Annotated in this window: 2 protein-coding genes; both read left to right on the top strand. The window is 63.9% G+C overall.

Going from position 1 to position 2380, the window contains the following annotated elements:
• On the top strand, positions 1-1291 hold a 1291-nt coding region (locus WCE35_RS05965; protein WP_424592423.1), incomplete at its 5' end, for a helicase HerA-like domain-containing protein.
• A 97-nt stretch (positions 1292-1388) separates the two neighbouring features.
• Positions 1389-2380: glycosyltransferase family 87 protein (locus WCE35_RS05970; RefSeq protein WP_424592424.1), on the top strand; the 992-nt coding region annotated here is incomplete at its 3' end.

Genomic DNA, 2380 nt, shown 5'->3' on the forward strand with positions numbered 1-2380 from the left:
GCAAGGCCACCCGGTCCGCGCCACCGTCACGGAAATGGGGCCGTTGCTATTGTCGCGGATGCTCGACCTGAACGACGTGCAGGAAGGCGTCCTCAATGTCGCGTTCCGTGTTGCCGACGATAACGGCCTTACGCTGATCGATATGAAAGATCTGCGCGCACTGCTGGATGCGATCGTCCCGGACACCGGCAAAAAGCCTGGGGATGCCGGCGAAGATCCGCTGGCGCCGATCCGAAAGGCCGCGCAGGGTTTTGGCAACGTGACCAAGGCAACCGTCGGGACCATCCAGCGCCAGCTCCTGGTGCTGGAAAACCAGGGCGGCACGAAATTTTTCGGCGAGCCGGCGCTCACGCTGAAGGATTTCTTGAAGACCGACGGCGATGGCCGCGGCATGGTGAATATTCTCGTGGCCGACAAGCTGATGCAGAACCCGCGGCTCTACGCGACCTTCCTGTTGTGGATGCTGTCGGAACTGTTCGAGGAACTGCCGGAAGCCGGCGATCTGCCGAAGCCGAAACTGGTGTTCTTCTTCGACGAGGCGCACCTGTTGTTCACCGATGCGCCGAAGGCGCTCCTGGACAAGATCGAGCAGGTGGTGCGGCTGATCCGCTCCAAGGGCGTCGGCGTCTATTTCGTCACGCAGAACCCGATCGACGTGCCGGACAAGGTGCTCGCCCAACTCGGCAACCGCGTACAGCACGCGTTGCGCGCCTTCACCCCGCGCGACCAGAAGGCGGTGGCGGCCGCCGCGCAGACTTTCCGGCCCAATCCGAAGCTCGATACCGCGCGCGTCATCATGGAATTGGCCAAGGGCGAGGCGCTGGTGTCGTTCCTGGAGGGCGGCGGCACGCCGGCGATGGTCGAGCGCGTCATGGTGCGGCCGCCGTCGGCGCGGATCGGGCCGATCACGCCGGAGGAACGCACGGCGATCATGAACAACAGCCCGGTAAAGGGCAAATATGACACCGTGGTCGATGCCGACTCCGCCTATGAGATGCTGCAGAAGCGCGTGGCGGGAACGGTGGCGCCGGCTGACGGCGGGCAGGGCGGCGCCGGCGGCGGCATCCTCGGACAGATCGGCGCCATTGTCGGCACGATTTTCGGCACCAACGTATCGCGCGGCAGGATGTCGACCGGCCAGCTCATCGCCAGAAGTGTCACACGTTCGGTCACCAACAAGGTGGTCGGCGGCGTCGTCGCCGATCTCGGCAAGTCGGTCGGCGGCTCGCTCGGCGGTTCGGTCGGCCGCGCGCTGGTGCGCGGCGCGCTCGGCGGGCTGTTGCGGCGATAGAGCATGATCCCGGAAAAGCGAAACCGGTTTTCCGGAAGGATCATGCTTCCAATGCCTCGCGGCGAGGCGAGCTTCCTCTGATGTCCGGAACGAATTCGTGCTGAGATACCCGTCGCTGCGAGCGCCGCTCGATATCCTGTTTCTGGTGTGCTGTATCGCGCTGACGGCCGATGTTCTGGTTCCGGAGATCTGGGGCCAGGGGAAGACCAAGGACTATCCGCTGTGGTACTGGGCGGGACAGCAGGTGCTGCAGGGGAGCAACCTCTATCCCGGCGATCCCAAGACCTATTTCGAGTTCATCTATCCGCCGCTGCCCGCGGTGCTGCTCGCGATACCCGGTTATTTCGGCAGGATCCCGCTCTATCTCGGCCTGTCGCTGCTGAACGCCGCGGCGTGGTGGATGACCGCGCAATTCTCGCACGCCATGACGGGATCAGGCCAAAAGCCCGCGCCGTGGCTGGAGGCGCTGCCGGGGTTCGTCACCGTCACCTTCGTGTTCGACATGTTCGATCTCGGGCAGCCGAACCTCGTGCTGCTCGCGCTGATGCTGTACGGATTTTGGCTGTTGCGCCACGCGCGGCCCTGGATGGCGGGAAGCATGTTTGCGCTGGCGACCGCGATCAAGGTTTTTCCGGTCGCGGTATTTCCCTATCTGATCTGGCGCCGGCAGTGGGCCAGCGCGGCGAGCATGGTTGTGGCGCTGGGCGTGCTTCTGTTCGTGCTGCCGGCCCCGTTCCGCGGTTACCAGCACAACGTCGCGGAGCTGAAGACCTGGTATCAGGGCATGGTCGGAACCAGTTCGGAGAAGGGTTTTGGACAGCGCGACGAGCAGAACTGGTCCTGGGTCAATCAGTCCATTATCGCGATCACGCACCGGCTGACGCGGCCGGTCAACTACAACCAGGATGATCCGGCCAGGCCCGCGCGCACCATGAATCTCGTCGATATCGATTTCAAAACCGCGAATGGGGTCGTGGTCGCGATCTCGCTGTTGATCGGACTTGGATATATCGCGGTGATGCCGTCAGCCTCGCGCCGGACGGAACGGTCGGACGCCGAAGAGCTCGGCATCCTGTTCTGCCTGATGAC

The organism is Bradyrhizobium sp., assembly GCF_049691595.1.
Taxonomy (GTDB): domain Bacteria; phylum Pseudomonadota; class Alphaproteobacteria; order Rhizobiales; family Xanthobacteraceae; genus Bradyrhizobium.